This window comes from Streptococcus pseudopneumoniae, from assembly GCF_001068775.1.
Classification (GTDB): Bacteria; Bacillota; Bacilli; order Lactobacillales; family Streptococcaceae; genus Streptococcus; species Streptococcus pseudopneumoniae_N.
Genome location: NZ_JWAJ01000146.1, coordinates 1 through 21,708 on the forward strand (window position 1 = coordinate 1; position 21,708 = coordinate 21,708).

Genomic DNA, 21,708 nt, shown 5'->3' on the forward strand with positions numbered 1-21,708 from the left:
TCTGTATCGATAACTGGTTTCGCTGGCGCTGTTGTATCTGGTGTATCTGGTGTTGATGGTGTTGTTGCTTTCGCAGCATCACTTGGTTCTGATACATTACCTGCTTTATCAGTTGCTTTAGCTGTTACGCCACCTTCTGGAATCTCAGTTGTTGGTGTGATTGTAGCTTTACCTTTGTCGTCCGCTACGCCTTCACCAATCTTCTTACCGTCTTTGTCGAACAACTCAACGGTTGATCCTGGTTCTGCTGTCACTTCAACTGGTGTCTTAGTTCCAGCTTTACCTGTAAGGTCTGTATCGATAACTGGTTTCGCTGGCGCTTCTGTATCTGGTGTACTTGGTTTTTGAGTTACAAATTCTGTCAATGGTTTTGTATCTGTTGAACCATCTGTATATGTTACGACAAGATTTCCTTTGTCATCTTTTGTGACTGATTTAATCTTAGTCTTAGCATCTTCAGCATCTACAGTTTTACCTTTTTTGTCTGCAAAGTTGGCATCATCATTAGTTTGAGCATACTCAATTTGCAGTTTTTCTTTGATTTTATCTAACTCAGCGTCTGTTACCTTAGTTGGATCTGCTACTTCAACTTTATCAGCTGGAGCTGGAGTTGCAATATCGTACTTATCTGTTTGAGATTTAACGATGAATAGAGCATATCCTGGTGTCTGAGTTGCATTTGGATTCTTATCTAATGCTCTAAAATCAGTATTTGATTTTGCATCATTATTGTCTTCAGCAACAACAAAGCTTGTCCACTTTTGACCAGCCTTAAGGTTTGTGACACCAGTCATCTTGATAGTAGCTGTTTTCTTATCATCAGAGACTGAACCTTCTCCAGTGACTGCACCATTTTCAACTTTACCTGTTGGTAATCCATAACCTGCTGCATTATTCCATGTAGTATCTCCAGGTCCACGAAGGTAAAGATTTTTAACTTCAGCTTCATCAGAACCTTTGAAGGTCAAATCAGTGTTTTCACCTGTATAAACATAGATTTCTTTCTTAGCTTCATTTGAGTATGGTACTTCAACTGTCGGAGCTACGTTGACAAATTCTGACAATGGTTTTGTATCTTTAGAACCATCTTTATAGGTTACAACAACTTTGTTTCCTTCTTTTTCTACTTTATCAACAACTTTTGAAGCATCTTCTACTTCTTTACCTTTTTTGTCAGCTAAACGTGCATCTGGATTGTTTTGAGAATATTCAACTTTAACTTTCTCTTTAATTTTTTCAAACTCTTTATCAGTAACGTTGTTCGCATTTGATACGGTTACTTTATCTGCTTCTGATGGAGTTTTAATATTATATTTCTTAGTTTGTGCTTTTAATACGAAAGTTACTGCACCTGGGTCAGTTAAGTAAGAACCAACTATTTCTCCTGCATTATTTTTATCTTTTGTTGCATGATTAGAAATCTCTGCACCATCTGTATCCGTTGCTGTTGCAAAACGTGTTACAAGCTCTAAAGAGTCGTTTTCTGTTTTTGGCAATCTACTTTCATCAAGACCTGAAACTCGACCTGTTACTTTAATTGTTGCTGGTGTAGCAGTTTCAGAATTAATCGCTGTTACAGTATAACCCCATTCGTTATCTTGTTTATCTGGGTTCCCATCAATATTATTTAAGGCAATATTTCCACCTTTTTTAAGTGAAGCTGATTTAATTTTTCCAGAATCGTCATTAAAGGTAATATCAACGTCAGCTTCTTCTCCTGTATAAAGGTAAACTTCTTTTTTGTTTGGAGCTGGATCTGAGTATGGAATCTCTACTGTTGGAGCTACGTTGTCACGTGCAGGATTTACAACTACAGTAACTTCAATCTCGTTTGACTCTTTACCTTGGCTATCAACAGCTTTATACTTAACTGTGTAAGTGCCTTGGGTATTTGTATCAACTGTCTTGGTTGCTGTGTCGCCATTTACTGAAACAACTTCAGCATGGACCTTATCACCTAGGGTTGCTTGGGCATCATCTTCTTTATCTGCTACGGTCACAAGAGATGCAAGGTCAAGTTGAGCACCTTGAGAAACAGTTTTTTTGTTTCCTTCAACTGCTGATGCAATAGTTGGAGCTTGGTTTTCTACTCCACGAGGTTGCCAACCAGCAACACTTGAGAATCCACCATCTACCACGTTTGAAATAGCTGATACTTCTGTACCTGCAATCTTGTCAGCCATTGTAAGGACGATCGTATCTTGGAACTTACCGTTCTCAACTGATTTGACAGTTGCTGCTTCTGGTTTTTGTGATGTCCATGCAGATGAGGCATTGTCACGTTTGACCGGAATCTCAGCAGTCTCTCCAGCAGTATTTGTATAGCGCATGTAGGCAATTCCTGCATCATGAGGAACTTTAAGAGTCACCTCTTTTTGTCCTGCTACAACTGCATCTTGATTAGTAGTCAAGCTTGAAGGTTCAACAGTTGTTACACCAACAGATACTGGTACAGTACGGCGACTACTTTCTTCACCGTTAACTACTTGGCTTACCTCTACTGTTTGACGTGGTTTGATAGTTGTACCATCACCTTGGTTGTTGTTAAGAGCTGTTGGAAGCTCACCTGTAGTCCAGTTACCGCTACTGTCAACAGTGACATTGCCGATATTTTGTTCTTGTCCATCGATATAAAGCTTGATAGTTGCCCCTGGAGTTCCTGTTCCTGAAAGAGTGTTTGATGTAGAAGCTACAGTTTGTACTGGAACATTAACTGAAGTATTTGTTAGGTTTGGAGTCACATTTGGGGTAGCAACTGCACTAACTAGTTCCTTATCATATTTACCTGAGATAGCATACCAATTATGCATTTTTAGGTTTTTTGCAGCTTGCACACCAGCAATATAAGAAATCGTTTTTGATGGGTCTTCAACCACTGTACGGTAACGAACAGTGAACTTGCGAATACCTGAATAAACATTTGTTTGAAGGACGTATAGCTTCTTAGAGTTATCCATAACACCGTTCAAACCTGGAACTTTATCGTACTCACTATTACCAGTAGTGGTCTTTACACGCATCTCAAGCTTATTGCCATCATCAATAAACTGCTTACCTTCTGCATTTGCGTTTCCGTCACCATCTTTCCATTCAGTTCGAGTAGCATAAGTATCACTGTCATACTCTGTTACTACATTATATGGATCAGATACGTTTTTAGGAATCGAGAAGTACCAGAAGGCACCTGGTTTATCCCATTTGGCTTCATTAAAGGTTACGGTCCATTCCAAGACTGGGCGCCCTTGACCAGATGGGTCTGTAGGCACTGTCTTCCCATTGACAACCTCATAGTCATCCAGCTGTTTATACTCGATCTTAGCACGCTGAGTTGGATCTCCATCCTCAATTTTTTTACCACCCTTATATTCGAACTTAATGTCCTTCCCTTCCATAGAGCGATCTTGTGCACGTTCTTGTCCTGCAGCTCGACGGCTTCTTGACTTAGGTTGAGTGGCTGAAGTTTCTGCTGGAGCTGCCACTTTAACAGTTTGAGCTGCTGACAAGTTTGCACTTGAACCATCTGCAAAAGTAACAACTACTGATCCATCTGCTTGGACTTGAACATCAGTCGCAGTAGGATTCACACCCTTAACAGCTTCCACTACATTTGCTTTTTCTTCATCTGTCAAAGCTGAAGAATCTGCTACCACTGTCAATGAAGGAAGCTGAACTCCATCTGCTTCCTTAGCTGTTTTTGCTGAAGTAGCTTCTGAACTTGTAGGATTTTCAGCAACCACAGGTGAAGTTGTTGATACCCCCACTGCTGGTGCTTTATACGTTCCTACTTCGTCACTAGAGCTTGCTTCAGCAGCTGAGTTGGCAGTTTTAGTCTCTACCTCCCCAGTATCAGCTGTGTCGGCCTTAACCGTTGGAGCTACCAAGGCTGCACCAACTGCAAAGACAAGCGAACAACCAAAAAGGAAATGTTTTCCTTTTTTAATCATACGCCAGTTCTTCTGCTCTGCATTTTTACGATTAAAATACATCACATTATCTCCTTTGTTTAAAAATAACTGCATGTCTTTTACATACAGTTCAATTATACATCTCTTTTAGAAAATAGTCAATTAAAAGAACTTTTGAACTTTCAAGTATTTTATAAACCAAAAACTACATATATAATGTCTTTTATAACTTAATATAGTTATCTAAAAATTCAGTAAAATCAGATTCTACACACATAGTTTTCTTCACTGGACCTTTTAAGACACAAAATTTCAAAAAAACAGAAAATTTACACTAAGTTTTCAGAATGAAAGAAAAAATATATGAATGGAGTTTTTATCAAAGAACAGGAGTGACCCTAAATTTTCTTGAATCTTTTACTACTCAAGAAAAATCAACCTACACTTTTTATTGACAAACCACTTAAGAAAGCTGCTAGTCCAAGTATCTATTTTTAATTTACCAGTCAATCAATGAATCTTCTTATGTTCTAAGAAGCTAAGGGAAGAGTTTTTAATAAATCCTATACTATAGGTGATCGCACACTGAAAATTTCTGCTCTTTTTGATTTTATAGGCTTAAAATGGTGTTTTCTTGTAAAAATATGAGATAGCACCGAGGGATGCCATCGATTACACCTGCTAGAGTCAAATATAGTAGATTGAACCTAGAATAGTACGCTACGGATTCTAGAACACTTCTAGAAATATTTTTTAGCAGTCATAGTGTACTATTCTAGATTCAACCCACTATAAAAGGACTTATACTCTTCGAAAATCTCTTCAAACCACGTCAGCTTCACCTTGCCGTAGGTATGGTTACTGACTTCGTCAGTTCTATCCACAACCTCAAAACAGTGTTTTGAGCTGACTTCGTCAGTTCTATCTGCAACCTCAAAGCAGTGCTTTGAGCAACCTGCGGCTAGCTTCCTAGTTTGCTCTTTGATTTTCATTGAGTATTAGTCCTCTAACTTACTGGTCTAAATCATTTGTCTCTTTTTGCAGTCTGAACAACAGCGCTAGGTTTATTTGACAGACATCTTTCTCGAGATGATACTCTCTACTATCTTGTTGTTAACAAGTTCTACTAGCTACCGCCTATTATGGTTTTTTCTGGTCAGACATGAGTTTTTAGGGCTGTTTGAGGTACTTGTTAATTCTAAATTACTGTTTTTTGCTAAAAGTATCCAATTTACCGAATAAACCTTAGTTTGGCTCCAAAAGATTCATCTAAAAGTCTTCATGGCCAACCAAGTGGTGCTGAAAGGCATATACTGCTGCCTGGGTGCGGTCACTAACCTGAAGCTTTGCTAAAATGTTGGATACATGGGTTTTAACTGTCTTAAGAGAAATGAACAATTCATCGGCGATACGCTGATTTTCATAGCCCTTAGCGATTAGTTGAAGAACATCTCGTTCACGAGCTGTCAGCTCTTCATGTAGTTCAATATGATTGCGGTTGTATTCTACCTTCTTGCTAACCTCTTGTTCAATGGCTAGCTCTCCAACCGCCACCTTACGAACAGCGTGTAACAATTCATCTGCACTGGACGTCTTGAGCATATAACCCCTAGCCCCAGCATTCAAGACCGGCATGATTTTTTCATTGTCTAGGTAAGAGGTCACGATTAATATTTTAGCTTCTGGCCATTCTTTGAGAATAGCTAGAGTTGCATCAATTCCGTTGACTTCAGGCATAACAATATCCATGACGATCACATCTGGACGAAGCTCCAAGGCCATGGAAATCCCTTCCGCACCATTGGTTGCTTCTCCTACAACCTCTACATCATCTTGTAACTCAAAATAACTTTTTAAACCCAGACGCACCATTTGGTGGTCATCTACTAATAATAGTTTCATTTCATTTCCTTTTGTTAGTCAATCAAGCAAGGGGATCCGAATATCCACTGCCAAACCCTGCTTAGGAACCGTCATCAATTGTACTGTCCCAGCCATATCTTCCACTCGTTCTTTGACATTGCGTAGACCATAGCTTAGTTCATCAACATCATCTAGCTGAAAACCGCGACCATTGTCTACTACCTTTAATTGCAAGCCTGTTTCCGTTTGATAAAGGTAAACATCTAGACAGGAAGCTTGGGCATGACGGAGTGTATTACTAATCAATTCTTGTACAATCCGAAAAATATGTTCCTCAATCTTTTTAGGTAGTTCAGTTACCTGATATTTAAAGCTTACCTTCAATTCACTTTTTTCTTCTAGCTCTTTGAGGAGTAGCTGAATACCCTCCACCAAGCTTTTTTGTTCCAGTTCAATTGGTCGTAAATGCAAAAGAAGAATGCGCAAGTCTCTTTGAGCTGTCTCTAAAATGGAAGTCACACTTTGGAGTTGTGTTTGCATCTTCTCTCTGTCTAATTTGGAAGCTTGTTGACTGAGTCCTGATAAAATCATATGGGCAGCAAAAATTTCTTGGCTAACCGTATCATGCAAGTCACGCGCGATTCGCTTGCGCTCCTTTTCAATAATCACTTCTTCCTTGACCAAGGCCTGATTGTCTGCTTTTTGAATGGCTTCTGTCAACAAACCGAGCTTTCCTGACAAATTTCTAAAACTTGCGTCTAAGTCAGCATCTCCCAGACTTTCTATATCTTTGCCAGCTAGGAGACGTTTGAGATTTGCTTGGATTCTTCTTTTTGAAATTTCGTCAACCATTGTCCAGAATAGGACTAATAAAAAGGCTAGGGCAAGACTAAACATCAGGGCTAGAAAAAGGACTTTTTCTGTCTTTTCTAGATCCTGAAAAAGAGAAGTCCACTCCAAATCCAAGATCTTAAAAATGCTTCGAAATAGAAAAGCAACAAAGAGAAATGAGGTGAGTCCAATTAAAATATAGGGTTGTTTTTTCATCCTCTCACCACCTCAACATCTCCAACCATGGTTGTCAAAAGTACCTTAACACTCTTAGGACTCTTGAGATAATCTCTGGTTTCTTGATGAAATTGCTCATTACGTAAAGCACGTTTAGGCTGGTCAAAAAAGGTTAAGTCTCCATACAGAGAATTGACACTAAGGCTGACTTCAACATCTACTGGTACAATAATTCTAGTCGTACCCACCAGTTTTCTCAAGATGATGACATTATCATGATTGCTCAAAATCACGTGCTCTAGATGAATGGTATCTTTCCCCATGAGACGAAAAAGGTTGATATCATCAAAGCTGCAAGTCTGGTAGCTTGAGAAGTGGTGTAGATTCCCAAACCAGCGATTTTTCTCCTTCTTCACTGTTACAACTTCTTCAAAAAACAGATTGGTGTCTTCTCTTTCCTGATTCATCATAGGATAAAGCAAGAAGAGACTATAAATCAAAGCCACAAAGATGGCTAAAATGACAAAGGGATTGAGCATGATGATAAAGAAAAATAGGATGCTCACTGCCACTAATATGAGGTTATTTCCCTGTCTTCCAGTATAGTATCGAATCAGCAGTAAGAACAAGAGCAAAATAAGCAGAAAACGGGAAAAATGCTCTGATACCATCATAATCAGAGCTCCTGTCAATAAACAAGCTTCAATAAATAGAAAAATTTGAAATTTTCGCATGTATCCGTCCTCTCTATTTTATTGTATCACAATTCTCAAAAGTCACATCCGTCTGAGGAATGATAAAGAGACCGGGACTAAAATCCCGATCTCCTTATAGTTGATCTTTTGCTTCTTTCAATTTTCCATAAAGGAGATAGTCGACCTCTTGCAAATCCTCAATTCTTTTACAATTAAGGGCACACATAATCAAGCGTAGGTCTTCCTTCCAACCTTCAACAATGGAAATAACGACATCAACAGAGTAATTTTCAACCAGCTCTAACATAGTACGTGATAGACCAACTGCTTTTGCTCCAAAGACCAAGCATTTGATGATATCTAGTGGATTGCGAACTCCTCCACTCACCAAAAGTTCCATCTTGTCTTTCCAGTCTTGGGCATTCAGAAGAGCTTGCATGGTCGATTGACCCCAGTCATTTAGGTAGTCACGCTGTCCACTGCGACGGTTTTCGATATAGGCAAAGCTGGTTCCCCCACGACCAGACAAATCAACGGTTCGTATTCCCACCTCATAAGCCTTAGCAATGGTCTTCACATCCATGCCAAAGCCGACTTCTTTTAAAACAAGGGGAACCGTGATTTGCTCAGCATAATCTTTCAGATTATGTTGCCACAATCTAAATTGACGTTCACCTTCTGGCATAAGTAATTCCTGCATGACATTAACATGAACTTGCAAGAGAAGGGGATTCATCTCTTTGAGCGTTTGTAATCCTAGTTCAACAGGCTTATCTAAACCAATATTGGTTCCAAGAAGAAGATTAGGATGATTAGTTTTGACTGAAAAAGATTCATCTGATGGATCCTTGAGTGCGGCACTGTAGGAACCTGTCACAAATAAAATCCCACAAGCATCTGCCACCTGGGCCAACTTTTGATTGATTTCTCTGCCCTTATCACTACCGCCTGTCATGGCATTTATATAAAAAGGAAAGTCCCATTTGCGCCCTGCAAATTCTGTCGAAAGGTCAATTTCCTCTATGTCATATAAGGGTAGCGAGGAGTGGATCAACTCCACTTCATCAAAACTATTATAAGAACTTTTTTGTTCAAGGGCATAGCGGATGTGTTCATCCTTCCGATTTGTCGTCATGTCCTATCCTTTCTTGATACAAGAGCTCAATTCCTAAATCAGCCCAGCGTTTTTTCAGTAATGTGGTCGAATCTTGGTCAAAACTGAGGGCAATGCCGCAATCTCCACCACCAGCACCACTACTTTTAGCGACGGCTTTTAAGTCTCTGCTTGCATCTTTTAAATGTCTGAGCGAAGGTGTGTAAATATCTGAACTCAAGCCTTCTAAAAGTTGGCTGGCTTGTTCTAGCAAGTCAATAATGGTTTCTTCTTGACCTACCTGCAAAGCCTTTACCAAGTTAGCTACAATTTCTTTTGAAGTCTGCAAAAAGCTAGCATCCATATGATTCTTGATTTGCTTTACCATATGACTGGATACAGCCACTTCCTTGGTCCAACCAACCAGAAAATCAAAAGTAAAGACCGGTTCAACGCTCCTAATAGAAAAGCCCCAATCACGATTTAATACAGTCTGCAAGTCTTCCTTTTCAAGCCACTGTGCCACTGTTTCTCTATTAAACGACTGATAGAGTACTAAATCTTCTGAAACGATACAGGCAATGTCCCCCATGGAACCATTATCTCCACGTTTGAGAAGAACTGCACTAGCCAGTTTAAACAAGAGTTCTCTTTCAGCGGCTCTTTCATAGAAAGCAAGCATGGCCTTGATAACCAATACAACGACGCTACCACTAGAACCCAGGCCGAATTTCTTCCCCTCACGCTCCATTTTCCCACGAATCTCTAAAGAAAAAGGCTGCAGTTCAACTCCTTGGGCAGTTAGATACTCCTCCACCAAGGCAACTGTTTCTTGAATCAAGGTATAAGAAGAATCCGGGCGCATGTCTACACTATAAGTAAACATATCTGAATAGAGTCGATAAACTTCTGAGGACTCAATCTCAGCTGTCATATAGATGGGAATAGCCTTTATTAGCGCCAACTGTCCTGGTTCTAAAATGGCATACTCCCCAGCCCAATAGAGCTTCCCACAAGTTTTAACAATCGTCATCTTGGCTCAAATCCTTTGTTTTTGAAACGATTAAGCGATAGCGTTGACCTAAAAGTTTTGATAGATGTTCCAAGTCTTTTTCTAAACAAAGAACCTTGACATTAGGCCCCGCATCCATGGTGAAGTAACAAGATTCTCCTTGTTCCCTAAGCTGACGAACAAAATCCATAGCCTCATAACTCGCATCTGTCAGATATGAGAACGGCGGATTTGCAGTCTTGGTCGTAGCATGCATAGCCAAGGCGTTCTTCTCTGTCAATTCTCCAACTTTCTTAAAGTCATTTTCCTTGAGGTAGACCAACATATCTTTGTAGTCTTGTTCAGATTGACGAATCCACTCATCAAAAGTCGTAGAAGTTTCGACACAGAGCTTCATCCCATCTCGACTGGAAATTGGTTTTTTCTGGTCTTCCAAGACCAACATAATCATAGCGAGTTTCAAGTCAGTTTCGACAGGATAAATCTCTCCACTATCCTTGTCCCAGGCTGCCAAGGGGCCATAAAAACTACGAGATGAAGAACCCGATGCAAACTTAGCTTCCAAGGCCAAGTCTTTACGATCTAGTCCTAATTGGAAATAGGCGTTGCAGGCTTTTACCAAGGCAGATAAACCACTGGAACTTGAAGAAAGGCCTGCTGCTGTTGGCATATTGTTTTTAGTGTCAATACGAACAAAACCTGCTCCTTCAGGACGGTAACGATCAATGATTTTACTCATCTTAGCATGCTCAGCTTCGTTTTGCAGCTGACCATTGATATAAAAAGCATCAGCTGTCGCATCCGTCGGTAGAGATGACAAAGTCGTCTCCGTGTACATATTTTCCAAAGTCAGAGAAATACTGCTAGTCGCAGGAACCATCTCTTTTTCTGCTTTCTTACCCCAATATTTGATAATAGCAATATTGGCATAGGAACGTACTGTTACAGGCTTTCGATCCATGTCTGAACAGCTCCTTTCTCTTCTAATCTTTCTGCTAGTTCTTGCGCTTGGCTTACATTAGCAACCAGGGCGATAATACAGCCTCCTAGACCACCACCACTCATCTTGGCTCCTAGGGCTCCATGTTCAAGAGCAGTTTCCACCAAGGCATCAGCCTCAAGGCTACTAACTCCTATTTCTTTTAGATTGCCATGTGCTTTTGTTAAAATCTCTCCCAGCTTCACGGCATCTTTTGTTTGAATTGCTTCTTCTGCTTCTTGGGTCAATTCTCCTAGTGCATGCAAGAAAGGTAAGGCATCCTTGCCCTTGCTCTGTACGACTTGGATAGCTTCACGAGTATGTCCATAAACTCCAGTATCTGCAATGACCAGATAAGCTGACAAATCCATTGTTAATTCTTCAAAACCAACATTCTTGATAAAACGAATAGGCTGGTCACTTAGGCAAGTTTTAGCATCTAAACCACTAGGATTCATATGGGCAATCATCTCCGCCCGATTGACCAAAATTTCTAACACATCATGTGGAAGTTCTGCTTGGTAATAATCAAATACCGCTCGAATGGCCGCAATACTGATAGCTGCTGAAGAACCCATCCCACGTTTTTCAGGAATAGCCGAGTCAATTTGACAACGGATGCAAGCATCCTGGATATTTAAATACTCGAGAGAAGCATAAACTGCCATGGACAAGGTATCCTCTTCAAAAAGACGCCATGGTGTATCTGCTGGAACCACCCGACAAGTCACCTCTACCTCTAAAAGAGGTAAAGAGATGGCTGGGTAGCCATAAACCACTGCATGCTCTCCTATTAAAATAATTTTACTATGTGCCTGACCGACACCAACTTCTTTTGTCATTTAATCCTACTATCAGATGAAAATCATCTGTTTCTAGATAAAATTTTAGAACTTTATTCCTTTCTATTTTATTATATTTTCACAAAAAAAGCGATTGTTTCCTTTCACAATCGCTTGTTTTCATTACTGTACCCACTCGCCATTATAGTTGACCTGGTAGCCACCTACTGTGGTATTTACAGCTAGGGCACCTGAACTATAAGCATAGTACCATTTACCATTAGCTTGGAACCAACCTGTCACCATAGCTCCTGACGAACGGAGGTAATACCAAGTATTATCGACATAAATCCAGCCTGTTTTCATGTCACCATTTTGAGCATCTAGGTAATACCAAGTTGAACCATCTAGATACCAGCCTGTCGCCATAGCACCTGATGAACGGAGATAGTACCACTTGTTACCAAGATACTGCCAACCAGTTTGCATAATGCCAGTTGTTGGATCTAAATAGTACCAAGTGGAAGCATCTTGAATCCAACCAGAACTTTTCTCACCACCAAGATTCTTATTCCCAGAATTTCCTGTTTTTGCTAGGTAATACCAGTTAGATTGATCATAAAGCCAACCTGTCTTTAAAGAATGATCTTGATCAAAGTAGTAGTATGCTAATTTAAGAACTTCTGGACCTTCCCAGCCTTCACCATGTTTTTTCCCAACGGTTAAGGAATCTTTTAACTCTAATTGTTGCCAGCCAACAAATTCTTGTAGTACGCCATCTTGGTTAAAGTAATACCATTTTGACATTGGCATATATTCTAATCTGATACCATTTGGGTAAGGACCAATTGTACTACCTTTATCTGGCATGGGAATATACTGCCATCCAATAACCATTTCACCATTATAGTCAAAATAATAGTACTTGCCATCAATCACTCGCCAGTGGGTTTCTTTGAGGTCCCCCTTCTTGTAGTAAGTTCTACCATTTTCTTGAACAAATTTCCAGCCTTCAGAATTCGAATCATCCGCAAATACTGTACTTGTTGCTAACAGACTTACGAAAAATACTGCAAGCCCAACTTGTATCATTTTTTTCAAAAATTTCATTCTTGTTTCCTCCAAAATGATTGTAGCAAAAATCAAATCATATGTCAACATTTCAACGACTCAAAAAAAGCAGTTACAAAACTGCAACTGCTTTTCTATTCTTGCATGGTGTAACCAACACCACGCACGGTTTTAATATAGCTCTTTTGACCTTTTACGTCAAGTTTGCTACGTAGATAACGGATATAAACGTCCACTATATTGGTTTCGGTCGCACTTTCATACTTCCAAACACTTTCCAGCAATTGTTCACGAGTCAAAACCTTCTTGCTTCCCATAAGGGTAGCTAAGAGGTCATATTCACGACGTGTCAGAGCAATCATCTCTTCGCCACGATAGACGGTATGATGTTCTACGTCCATACGCAGATTGCGATAAGCTGTCGGAACTTTCATCTGACTACAGTGTTGGTCGATGAAATCTCTACCTCGGAAGATAGCTGAAATACGACTGACCAAATCATCGATAATGATTGGTTTATAGATGTATGAAACAGCGAAACGCTGGATTGTTTCAAGTTGGTCTTGCAATTCTTCTCGATGGTCCAAGACCATGATCACCGCAGCTGGCTTGGTTCGACTCAACTTATCTGCAAAATCCTGGGCTGTCATATCCCCTAGATGAGCATTCAGTAAAATCAAGTCATAGTCTGTCTGAAGAGCCATGGAGAGGGCTTTTTGTCCCTCTTCTACCTGATCAACTCGGTATTGCTCTTTTTGGAGTTCCAGACTTAAAAAATGAGCTAGATTTCTTTCTTTCTCAAGTAATAAAATCCGTTTCCCCATGGCTGACCTACTTATTTTTCGTCATACCAAGAGTAGTGGAAGGTTCCTTCTTTATCCTTACGTTGGTAAGTGTGGGCACCAAAGTAGTCACGTTGTGCTTGGATCAAGTTCGCTGGAAGATCAGCTGAACGGTAGCTGTCAAAGTAAGTGATAGCTGCTGAGAAGGTTGGTACTGGTACACCAGCTTGAACAGCAAGAGCTACGATATCACGAACAGATTGTTGGTACTTAGCAGTTACGTCCAAGAAGTACTCATCCAAAAGAAGGTTAGCAAGATCTGCATCACGGTTGTAAGCATCTGTAATCTTTTGCAAGAAACGTGAACGGATGATACATCCATCGCGCCAGATAGATGCGATGTCCGCAAATGGCAAGTTCCAGTTGTTTTCTTTAGAAGCTACACGCAATTGCGCAAAACCTTGTGCGTAAGAGATGATTTTTGAGAAGTAAAGGGCTTGACGGATTTTTTCAATCAATTCAGCCTTATCGCCTTCAAATTTGAAAGCGGCTGGTTTTGGAAGCACCTTGCTTGCATGAACACGTTCTTCTTTGTAAGTTGAGATGTAACGTGCAAATACTGACTCAGTAATGAGTGACAATGGCACACCAAGGTCAAGAGCTGATTGACTAGTCCATTTACCAGTTCCTTTGTTTCCTGCAACATCCAAGATATAGTCTACGATTGGTCCGTCTTGACCTTCGTCATCTTTACGGCCCAAAATATCAGCTGTGATTTCAATCAAGTAGCTGTCCAATTCACCCTTGTTCCACTCAGTAAAGATTTCAGCCATGTCTTCTGCAGAGAGGCCAAGCAAGTGTTGCATAAGATCGTAGCTTTCTGCGATCAATTGCATATCACCGTACTCGATCCCATTGTGGACCATTTTTACATAGTGACCAGCTCCATCAGGACCGATGTAAGTTACACATGGTTTACCATCTTCTGGAGCTTTTGCAGAGATTTCTTCAAGAACATCTGCTACCAAGTCATAAGCTTCTTTTTGTCCACCAGGCATGATAGAAGGACCTTCAAGGGCACCTTTTTCACCACCAGAAACACCTGTACCGATAAAGTTGATACCTGAGTTAGCCAACTCTTCATTACGACGGATGGTATCTTTATAGAAAGTGTTTCCTCCGTCGATCAAGATATCACCTTTATCCAAGTGTGGAAGAAGGGCTTGAATTGTCGCATCTGTACCAGGTCCTGCTTGTACCATAAGCATGATACGACGTGGTTTTTCAATTGAATTTACGAAACTTTCAATATCATAGCTTGGCACGAAGTTTTTATCAGGGTGGCAAGCAATCACATCTTCAGTTTTTTCTTTACTACGGTTATAAATAGCAACTGTATAACCACGGGATTCAATATTAAGGGCAAGGTTACGACCCATTACGGCCATACCAACAACACCAAAGTTAGCTTTTGTCATGTGACACTCCTCTTGTTTAATATGTTTTATTTTATCATGTTTATCTGTGAAAAGAAAGAATTTTGTAACAATTTGACTAGTAGTCTAAATCATCCGCATGTCCAGAACCATTCCCTACAAAATAACCTGTCTTACAATTAAGGGTAAAGAGATAGGTACCATCTGGTTTATAAAGATTATAGTAGCCATTACCATTAACAATATTCACAGGTTCTAAAATGTATTGGTTACCTGTAATGTAGCCACGCGCACGCGAAGTCTCAAGAATGCGTTCAAGGACACCATCAGCGAATGTCCAAGCAGGATTACTACTATCACTTACAGCGGCTTGATTATACGGTACTCGACTGACACTTCTTTGTAGGTTCACACCATTGCTTGCTAGTCCACTATTTAGGATATTATTTGCTGAGGCTGTTTCACCCGCTGAAGTTGATGCATTAGCAGAGCTGCTAGCATTGCTTTCAGTTGCTGAGCTTGACTCTGTTTGGCTTGATGAACTTGACTGACTACTGCTTGAGCTTGTAGAACTTGAAAGTTGACTCTTACCGAGACTAATAGCCTTATCTAGCAGTTTATCAATTTCAGTATTCCCAGTCTTAACTTCGGTAAATTTAGCATCTGCCTTTACTTTAGCATTTGTATCTAGAACACCATCTGTAATAGCTGGCGTTTCAAATTGAGCATTAACGTCTTGAACTGCCTTGATTTGTGTTTCAAGACTATCGTATTTTGATTTGGCAAGAGTATGCTCACTAGTTCCCTCAAGTTTATCTAAAAGTTCTTTGAGCTGATTCAGTTGACTAAACTGACTATTTTTTAGGGCAGTTTTATTCTCATCAGTATAAAAAGTATCATAAAGACTGTTGAATTGATTGAGTATTGCTTGATTGCTTACCAAACCTGCATCAGATGACTGAGACTGAATTTCTTGAGAAGAACGAGTAATCTGACGATAAACGTAGTAGCTACCCCCAATAATCAAGACAATAATCGCTAAAAGAGCTGACAAGATGATCCACAGCTTTTTGTTTTGTGGCTCATCTTCTGCTTGAGCAGAGCGAGATAAGGATTGATATTCCTCTTGCAAAGCATCATCATCCTCGACCACAAGGGGCTCAGTTACAGGTTCCACTAGGTTTTTATCCATAAGTAAGATTTCCTCTAGTGGCGGAAGGATGAATTCTTGACCTTCTATTCCCTCTTCTTCATCAAACTTCTCTGATTCAGAAACTTCTTCTACTGGTTCTGTCTCTTCATCAATCGTTTCTTTAGCTTCTTGGATCAAATCATCTAGACTTTGAAGTTCCTCTTTCTTAGCCTGAATGTTTGTAAATTTATCAGCTTCGATTTCTTCACGGTGTTGTTTAATGTATTTGTCCAAAATGGTATCATCAGGAGTTACTCCTGCTTCGATTTCTTCATTTTTTCGAATAACTTGTCCAACCGTTAGATCCTTAGCTTCCTCAAAATCAAACTGAGGTTCCTGGGAGGTTTTCTCAGGTTCTAACAACTCTTCTTTTTTATCCTTTGGATCCATGGCAACTCCTTTCTAATCTGTCAAATTTCTTTTGACACGTTGACCAAAATATTGATATAAATCAACTTTCAAAGTACCATTATAGAGTTTTCGTTTTTTGTCCGCCTGACTACCATATTTACTTTCAAAGGCTTCATCACTAGTCAAGATAAACTTACTCCAAGTTTTGAGTGGTTCAAAAACCTCACCCATTTCAGCATAAAGTTTAGTTACTCCTGCATCATCTGACAGACGTTCCCCATATGGTGGGTTAGAGATAATAACTCCGTTAATCTTGTCCGTACGCAAATCCTGTACGCGCATCTGTTTAAAGAGAATATCTCCAGATACTCCTGCTGCCTGCGCATTAGCCTTGGCAATTTCTACCATACGACCATCAATATCACAGCCCATAATATCCAGTTTAATCTCTCGATCTATCTGCTTACTAGCCTCAGTTCTGACTTCTTGAATCAAGCGGTCACTGACCCAGTTCCATTCTTCAAAGGCAAAGGAACGACGCAAACCAGGCGCCATCTTGCGCGCAATCATAGCCGCCTCAATACAAAAAGTTCCCGAACCACAGGTTGGATCAATCAAAGGCTTATCTGGATACCAGTTTGACAGTTGCAAAATAGCAGCTGCCATATTTTCTTTGATAGGAGCACCACCCTTTTCGGTACGATAGCCACGTTTAAAGAGACTTGACCCACTTGTATCAATCATAAGAGTCGCTATATCTTTCAAAATGGAAACTTCAATCTTGAACTCAGGGCCATTCTCCATCAGGGGAACACCTTCTGGTCGTGCATAGTGTTTTTGTAGTTTCTTAACGACTGCCTTCTTAGAAATTGCCTGCACACTTGGCTCATTGTGTAATTTTGACTTGACACACTTAGCCTTGGCAATTGGGAAACGGGCTCCAAGTGGGAGATAGTTCTCCCAATCTAGAGCAAAAACACCTTGGAAGAGTTCTTCAAATGTTTTTGCAGGAAAAGTTCCCACAACGATTTTGATCCTATCCGCAGCTCTTAGCCACAAGTTTGTTTGGATGATTGCTTTCACATCACCTTGAAAACGGACACGACCGTTTTCAACCTGACAATCATAACCAAGATCGCGTACCTCACGCCCAACTACAGCTTCCAAACCCGCCGCAGCAGTAGCAATTAAATTAAATGTTGTTTTCATTTCAGTCTTTTATAGACCTTTCTTTATTCACTTTAAAAAATGAGGTTGAGAATATATCTCAGCCCCAACCTATATGCAATTTTCTATAAGCCATGTTTTGTTCCAGAAGTGACTAGGACCACTTCCTTCGATAATCATCTGTCTACCACTAGCAGCTCTAGCTGATAGCAGTCAGAGTACTACGTTCGTTTCCGCGCACTCCATGCCCCGACCAAAATTTGGGTTGCTAGCTTGAGGGGTTTACCGCGTTCCACTCTCTCCGTTTCCAGAGAGACTCCGTCACTGTGGCACTTTCAAGCCTACTCTGACCTATCAAAAGACTTAGCCATTTCAACTGCCGTAACGATTTCTCGTCCCTAGGCTTATGGTTTCGCCTAGCACAAACACTACAGGCATCACAGCCTGTGCTAGCATGGACTTTCCTCATGAAAAGAAATTCTCTTCACGCGATTATCCAAAAATTGCACAACAGAAGTATTCTTAGAAATCAGAATTATCCATGATTTGTTTGCCAAATACTTCTTTTTCAAGACGATTCAAACGTTTCAAAATATCAAAGTTTGTCATAGAAGTCGTACTTCCATGATCTGCTGGTTCAGAAGTTGCTGGTGTCACTTGAGGTTTTTTAGCCAATTCCTCTTTAAGCTCCGCGATTTCTGAACGGAGTGACTTCACTAATGCTGCATAAGTTTCATAATCCTTGATGACATCATCCAAAAATCCATCAACCTCTGCTTTACTATATCCACGTACTTCTCTTCCAAAATCCTGTTCAAAAATATCTTTTGCTGTAAAAATAATACTTGCCATGTCTCTCTCCATTCTCAGTTGCTAGTATTATTATATAAAAAAAGGCAAACAAAAAGCAAGGTCAAAGGCTCAATTTTCGGAAAAATTTTCAGCTACTTCGTTTAATTCCTCAAATGTTAATCTTTTTGTAATATAGTTGTCTTTCTTTTTCATCAGTTCGTAAAAATACTTCAGTTTTGTTTCATTTTCTTCATCATAAAAAAGATAGGCGCCATCTGTATTTTCAAATAAGAAAAGTTGATAATCTCGTAATTGACCCTTGTGCTCGTAATTTGGATAGGCGTACTTAACAAAATCAACTTGTTTAAATTCACTCAGTTTGACCTGATTCCCCTCATTCCAGTTTTCCCCATGAGTTTCAAAATCAAAGATAGTGGCAAGTTGGAAACCAAAGTCATCTTTCATATCTCTAGCCACCTCTAAAACCCAGTGTTCAAATCCCAGAGTTCCCGTAAATACCAACCATTTCACCCCTTCGTCTGCCATTTTTTCCAAATCTCTACGAATGGCTTTTTTAATAATTTTTAAACGAATATCTTTGTCATTAAACAATCCTAAATCAAAGCTAGAATAGCCTAAAACCAAGGCTGTATGCATTTTTTCATCCTTTCTGTGCACTTTTATGATATAATAGAGTGATGTTATTGTACCAATAAGGAGAATTATGGTCAACTATCCTCATAAACTTTCATCAAAAAAAAAACAAGAAGTCACCTCACAAATTAAAAATTTCGCAAATCGTGGGATGACCTTTGAGAAGATGATCAATGCTACAAACGATTATTATCTGACACACGGTTTGGCTGTTATCCATAAGAAACCTACTCCTGTTCAGATTGTCCGCGTCGACTATCCTCAGCGTAGTCGTGCTAAGATTGTTGAAGCTTATTTTAGACAAGCATCGACTACCGATTATTCTGGAGTTTATGAAGGGTTTTACATCGATTTCGAAGCCAAGGAAACCAAGCAAAAACATGCGATTCCGATGAAGAACTTCCATCCTCATCAGATTCGGCATATGGAACAAGTCCTTGAACAAAAAGGAATTTGCTTTGTCCTTCTTCATTTTTCTTCTTATCAAGAAACGTATTTATTGCCGGCACTTGACCTCGTCCGTTTTTATCATCAGGATATGGGAAAAAAGTCAATGCCGCTTGACTATATCAAAGAATTCGGTTATGTGATTGAGCAGTCTGCTTTTCCACAAATTCCTTACCTTGATACAGTCAAACAACATTTACTAGGTGGTAAAACAATATGAACAAACAAACTATCTTGCGCATCGTTAAATACCTCAGCATTGTTATGATTAGCTTATTTATCGTAGCTTTCCTACTTGGCGGTGGTGTATTTCTTTACTATGCAAACAAGGCTCCTGAACTCTCTGAAAGCAAACTTGTTGCAACTACATCAAGTAAAATTTATGATAGCAAAAATGAACTCATCGCAGATTTAGGTGCTGAACGTCGCGTCAATGCTCAAAGTAGTGACATTCCTACTGATCTTGTCAATGCGATTGTCTCTATCGAGGATCACCGTTTCTTTAACCATAGAGGAATTGATAGCATTCGTATAGCAGGAGCTTTCCTTCGTAACCTTCGAAGCAACAGTGGTCTTCAAGGTGGATCAACTTTGACTCAGCAGTTGATAAAATTGACCTACTTCTCAACATCGACAGCTGATCAAACCCTATCCCGTAAAGTTCAAGAAGCTTGGTTAGCTATCCAGCTAGAGCGAACTGCAACTAAACAAGAAATCTTGACCTATTACGTCAATAAGGTCTACATGTCAAATGGTAACTATGGTATGCAGACTGCTGCAGAGAACTACTATGGTAAGGATCTCAAAGATTTGTCCATTCCACAGCTAGCACTCTTAGCAGGTATGCCACAGGCTCCAAACCAATACGATCCTTATTCTCATCCTGAAGCTGCCCTTGAAAGACGAAACCTTGTTTTGTCAGAAATGCAAAGGCAAGGATACCTTACAGCCGAACAATATGAAACAGCCATCAATACTCCAATCACAGATGGACTTCAAAGTCTAAAATCTGTTAATAGCTATCCACAGTACATGGATAACTATCTTAAAGAGGTTATTGACCAAGTAGAACAAGAGACAGGTTATAATCTATTAACAACAGGTATGGAAGTCTATACAAACGTTGACCAAGAGGTACAAAAACACCTTTGGGACGTCTATAATACTGATCAATACGTAAACTATCCTGATGATGATATCCAAGCAGCTTCTACTATCATTGATGTATCAAATGGTAACGTTATTGCCCAACTCGGATCTCGTCACCAAGCTAGCAATGTATCCTTTGGTACTAACCAAGCAGTGGAAACAAACCGTGACTGGGGTTCAACTATGAAACCAATTACGGACTATGCACCTGCACTTGAGTACGATATCTATGACTCAACTGCTTATATGCTTAAGGATGTACCATATAAATTCCCAGGTACTAGCACTCCAGTCTACAACTGGGATCGTGGCTATTATGGTAACATCACTCTTCAAACTGCTATCCAACAATCTCGTAACGTACCAGCAGTTGAAACTCTCGATAGAGTTGGACTCGATAAAGCCAAAAAATTCTTAAACGGACTTGGCATTGATTATCCAACCATGGTATATGCAAACGCAATTTCAAGTAATACGACTGAATCAGGTAAACAGTACGGTGCAAGTAGTGAAAAAATGGCTGCCGCCTATGCTGCATTTGCTAACGGTGGTATCTATCACAAACCAATGTATATCAATAAAGTTGTCTTTAGCGACGGTAGTTCAAAAGAGTTTTCTGATCAAGGTACTCGTGCTATGAAAGAAACAACCGCCTATATGATGACAGAAATGATGAAAACCGTATTATACTCTGGTACAGGTCGAGACGCTTATATTTCATGGCTTCCACAAGCAGGTAAAACTGGTACATCAAACTACACTGATGAAGAGATTGAAAACCACATCAAAACAAGTCAATTTGTTGCTCCGGATGAAATGTTTGTTGGTTATACCCGTAAATATTCAATGGCAGTCTGGACCGGTTACTCAAACCGCCTTACTCCAATCGTTGGTGATGGCTTTACTGTTGCCACTAGTATCTATCGTTCTATGATGCAGTATCTAGCAGAGGACGATCATCCTGGTGACTGGACAATGCCAGAAGGACTTTATAGAAGCGGTGATTACGTCTTCAAGAATGGGGCACGTAGCAACTGGATTCCACAATCAACTCAAGCAAGTTCGACAACAGAGAGCTCTAGCTCAAGTTCAACTTCAACAACTGAAAGTGAAAGCTCCTCAAATGAAAATACGAATGGTACTACTAATCCAAATGCAACGCAACCAAACTCATCTGCAAATTCTCAACAACAAAACCAACCCCAACAAAATCCACGAAGACAGCAATAAAATATAGAAAAAACTGAGAATAACACCTCAGTTTTTTCTATATAGTCAATTGAAACAAGAACAAGACAAAAGAGCCTCGAAAAAAGTACTACAACTTGGC

18 protein-coding genes and 1 other RNA gene are annotated in these 21,708 nt (G+C 39.9%); 2 read left to right on the plus strand and 17 right to left on the minus strand.

The genetic code is table 11. The annotated features are described in order from the left end of the window. The 17 genes from ADF68_RS08985 to ADF68_RS09060 form a co-directional block, all read right to left on the minus strand. Positions 1-3,986 (minus strand): Ig-like domain-containing protein (locus tag ADF68_RS08985; RefSeq protein WP_049549517.1); only part of this gene is annotated, 3,986 nt, incomplete at its 3' end. A gap of 689 nt (positions 3,987-4,675) precedes the next feature. Continuing rightward, a complete protein-coding gene (locus ADF68_RS11540) occupies positions 4,676-4,897 on the minus strand; it encodes a hypothetical protein (RefSeq protein ID WP_049549518.1) in 222 nt (73 codons plus the stop codon). Between the two features lie 277 nt (positions 4,898-5,174). Next, complete coding sequence (locus tag ADF68_RS08995; RefSeq protein ID WP_049549519.1) at positions 5,175-5,807, minus strand: response regulator transcription factor; 633 nt, start codon at positions 5,805-5,807, stop codon at positions 5,175-5,177. Between the two features lie 18 nt (positions 5,808-5,825). Then, on the minus strand, positions 5,826-6,815 hold the full coding sequence (locus ADF68_RS09000; protein ID WP_049549520.1) for a sensor histidine kinase: 990 nt from the start codon (positions 6,813-6,815) through the stop codon (positions 5,826-5,828). After that, a complete protein-coding gene (gene liaF, locus ADF68_RS09005) occupies positions 6,812-7,510 on the minus strand; it encodes a cell wall-active antibiotics response protein LiaF (RefSeq protein WP_049549521.1) in 699 nt (232 codons plus the stop codon). Before liaF ends, ADF68_RS09000 begins: the two co-directional genes overlap by 4 nt. Before the next feature lie 94 nt (positions 7,511-7,604). Further along, positions 7,605-8,606, minus strand: a complete 1,002-nt coding sequence (gene fni, locus ADF68_RS09010; protein ID WP_049549522.1) for a type 2 isopentenyl-diphosphate Delta-isomerase — start codon at positions 8,604-8,606, stop codon at positions 7,605-7,607. After that, the gene (locus ADF68_RS09015) at positions 8,584-9,597 is read right to left on the minus strand and encodes a phosphomevalonate kinase (RefSeq protein WP_049549523.1); all 1,014 of its coding nucleotides are present in this window, start codon (positions 9,595-9,597) and stop codon (positions 8,584-8,586) included. The genes fni and ADF68_RS09015 overlap by 23 nt, the downstream gene beginning before the upstream one ends. Further along, positions 9,584-10,537: a diphosphomevalonate decarboxylase gene (mvaD, locus tag ADF68_RS09020; RefSeq protein ID WP_049549524.1), complete on the minus strand. Its 954-nt coding sequence runs from the start codon at positions 10,535-10,537 to the stop codon at positions 9,584-9,586. Before mvaD ends, ADF68_RS09015 begins: the two co-directional genes overlap by 14 nt. Then, positions 10,519-11,397 carry a mevalonate kinase gene (gene mvk, locus ADF68_RS09025; protein ID WP_049549525.1) on the minus strand — a complete coding sequence of 293 codons (879 nt, stop codon included), beginning with the start codon at positions 11,395-11,397 and terminating at the stop codon, positions 10,519-10,521. The genes mvaD and mvk overlap by 19 nt, the downstream gene beginning before the upstream one ends. Before the next feature lie 123 nt (positions 11,398-11,520). Further along, positions 11,521-12,447, minus strand: a complete 927-nt coding sequence (locus ADF68_RS09030) for an N-acetylmuramoyl-L-alanine amidase family protein (protein WP_049549533.1) — start codon at positions 12,445-12,447, stop codon at positions 11,521-11,523. Positions 12,448-12,542: 95 nt separating this feature from the next. Continuing rightward, on the minus strand, positions 12,543-13,232 hold the full coding sequence (locus tag ADF68_RS09035) for a response regulator transcription factor (RefSeq protein WP_049510160.1): 690 nt from the start codon (positions 13,230-13,232) through the stop codon (positions 12,543-12,545). Between the two features lie 11 nt (positions 13,233-13,243). Further along, the gene (gndA, locus tag ADF68_RS09040) at positions 13,244-14,668 is read right to left on the minus strand and encodes an NADP-dependent phosphogluconate dehydrogenase (RefSeq protein WP_049549526.1); all 1,425 of its coding nucleotides are present in this window, start codon (positions 14,666-14,668) and stop codon (positions 13,244-13,246) included. A 76-nt stretch (positions 14,669-14,744) separates the two neighbouring features. Further along, on the minus strand, positions 14,745-16,208 hold the full coding sequence (gene mapZ / locus ADF68_RS09045) for a cell division site-positioning protein MapZ (RefSeq protein ID WP_049549527.1): 1,464 nt from the start codon (positions 16,206-16,208) through the stop codon (positions 14,745-14,747). A 12-nt stretch (positions 16,209-16,220) separates the two neighbouring features. Then, a complete protein-coding gene (locus ADF68_RS09050; RefSeq protein ID WP_049549528.1) occupies positions 16,221-17,378 on the minus strand; it encodes a THUMP domain-containing class I SAM-dependent RNA methyltransferase in 1,158 nt (385 codons plus the stop codon). Positions 17,379-17,459: 81 nt separating this feature from the next. After that, an RNA gene (gene rnpB / locus ADF68_RS10210) (RNase P RNA component class B) lies at positions 17,460-17,840 on the minus strand. A gap of 18 nt (positions 17,841-17,858) precedes the next feature. Next, the gene (gene gpsB / locus ADF68_RS09055; protein ID WP_049549529.1) at positions 17,859-18,188 is read right to left on the minus strand and encodes a cell division regulator GpsB; all 330 of its coding nucleotides are present in this window, start codon (positions 18,186-18,188) and stop codon (positions 17,859-17,861) included. Between the two features lie 69 nt (positions 18,189-18,257). Then, a complete protein-coding gene (locus tag ADF68_RS09060; protein WP_049549530.1) occupies positions 18,258-18,785 on the minus strand; it encodes a DUF1273 domain-containing protein in 528 nt (175 codons plus the stop codon). Between the two features lie 67 nt (positions 18,786-18,852). On the opposite strand from ADF68_RS09060, the gene recU reads away from it, so the two are divergent. Continuing rightward, positions 18,853-19,449: a Holliday junction resolvase RecU gene (gene recU, locus ADF68_RS09065; RefSeq protein ID WP_049549531.1), complete on the plus strand. Its 597-nt coding sequence runs from the start codon at positions 18,853-18,855 to the stop codon at positions 19,447-19,449. Next, positions 19,446-21,608 carry a penicillin-binding protein PBP1A gene (gene pbp1a / locus ADF68_RS09070; protein WP_049549532.1) on the plus strand — a complete coding sequence of 721 codons (2,163 nt, stop codon included), beginning with the start codon at positions 19,446-19,448 and terminating at the stop codon, positions 21,606-21,608. Before recU ends, pbp1a begins: the two co-directional genes overlap by 4 nt. Positions 21,609-21,708 lie beyond the last annotated feature (100 nt).